This is a genomic window from Marinobacterium iners DSM 11526, from assembly GCF_900107855.1.
Taxonomy (GTDB): domain Bacteria; phylum Pseudomonadota; class Gammaproteobacteria; order Pseudomonadales; family Balneatricaceae; genus Marinobacterium; species Marinobacterium iners.
This window is the reverse complement of the sequence record NZ_FNRJ01000047.1, coordinates 1-1870: the sequence shown is the minus strand read 5'-3', so window position 1 is coordinate 1870 and position 1870 is coordinate 1. Positions and strand designations below refer to the sequence as shown.

At 36.4% G+C, this 1870-nt stretch carries 1 protein-coding gene; it reads left to right on the top strand.

Annotated features, from left to right (window positions below; translation table 11 throughout):
- The first annotated feature begins 354 nt into the window (after positions 1 to 354).
- Positions 355 to 1569: a multidrug effflux MFS transporter gene (locus BLV48_RS18665; RefSeq protein WP_091828276.1), complete on the top strand. Its 1215-nt coding sequence runs from the start codon at positions 355 to 357 to the stop codon at positions 1567 to 1569.
- The last annotated feature ends 301 nt before the right edge of the window (positions 1570 to 1870 follow it).

The following is a 1870-nucleotide window of genomic DNA, read 5'->3' as shown; positions in this document are numbered from 1 at the left end:
TCCGGCAATCGTAACGAGGTTTTCTGCGGTGGCGACTACCACTACCCGGACCACGAGCCGGTGACCTGGGATGCGGGCGAGTTGGGTAAAGCAATTTTCTATCATGATCGTCAACTTAATGAACGGTTTCTAACTGTATTGAGCTAGATCTGATAAAACCATGACAATATTTACTGTTTTTCATGCTCTGAATTAATTAATTCAGAGCATTTTTAATACTGATGATTACTATGAATTATGCTCTTAATGATGGATTAACTCAGCTGTTTAGAAGGCAATGGAGGGTTTTAGCGAACTTTTTATAATTTTAATAATATATTATTAAAACCAATTCAACTGTGCGGATTATTAATAATGGTTAATGAAACTAGTGCACGGGAAAATAATAGGGGCCGGTTGTTTTTGTTGGTTCTTGCATCTCTTACGGCGCTAGGTCCTCTTTCTACCGATGCATATTTGCCGGCCCTTCCTATAGTCGCAGATTCTTTCGATGTTACTATACACAAAGTTGAGCTATCAATTAGCCTTTTTTTAATCGGGTTTGCAGTTGGGCAGCTTTTCGGTGGCCCATTATCAGATCACTTCGGTCGTAGAATATGCATCATAAATGGTTTGTTTTTATATATAATAGCAACAATTTTTATTGCATTTTCAGAAGATATTGAGGGTTTATGGTTCTTCCGTGCATTTCAAGGGGTTGTTGCTGGAATTACTGCTGTAAACGTACCTGCTATTGTTCGTGATATATATAGTCTAAATAAAGGAGCTCAGATACTATCTAAAGTCTCTATGATAATGATGGTTACACCTATAATATCTCCATCTATTGGTTTAGTGATAACTGAGTTCTTTGGTTGGAGATCAATATTCATAGCGTTGTTTTGTTATGCATTATTGATTATTTTTTTTGTTGTTTTTTTCTTTAGCGAAACAAAAGATAATAACACTAATATAAATAAAATTGGCTTTGCGTATCGATACTTACTTATAATTCGTTCCCGAAAGGCGGTGGTAAATATCTTTTCCATAGGTTGTATGTATGGAAGTCTTTTCTCTTATATAACTGCCTCTCCATGGTTATACATAGAATATTTTAATTTAAACCAGAAACTATACCCTTTTTTCTTTGCGGCCAATGTTTTTTCTCTTATTGCATTTAATTGGATAAATATACATTTTCTAAATCGCCATGATCTTGGGAAAATATTAATATTATCAAAGTTTTCTCAGTTTTTTATGTCTTTATTATTACTTATTTTCACGATTTCACTAACGGAAATTAATGTATATTTTTTATCTTTTATGATAATGACAGTCTTATGCTGGCATGGGATGCTCGTAGCCAACTCTATGGCTAGAATCACAAATATTTTTCCTAAAAATAGTGCTTCAGCAACAGCGTTAGCAGGATTTTTCGGCTTCACATTTGGCGCAATTTGCAGTGCGTTAGTTGGTTTCTTCGCAAATGGATCATTGATACCAATGGTGACTATTATGTTCACATGTTCATTACTATGCATCAGCGTAAGTGTGGTGTTTGATAGGGAATCTATGAGAAACATCATCTAAGGCTATTTCAACAGGTTTTTCTTTGTACCAGATGTTATGAAGTTTGCAGGATCTCCCTACTTTAACCGGATGTGATTGGTCTCTTCAGGTGGTAAAGATGGACTAGCTGTTAGCTCTTAACATCTGACAGCTCGAACAGCAGGACCAGACTGGTTTAGGTTATGCTGTTTTGCAGCAGTTGTTCCTGTGTCGTGAATATTGCTAGTTGTGAATACTAAACACGTTGTTCACGCAGCTTCGGTATTCGAGACACCGGCGGTAGATTTCCGATACTGCCATGAGGGCGCTGTTTATTGTAGTG

Excerpts from the sequence above, each read along its gene's own strand:
- BLV48_RS18665 (WP_091828276.1), top strand. The coding sequence starts at position 355 with ATGGTTAATGAAACTAGTGCACGGGAAAATAATAGGGGCCGGTTGTTT.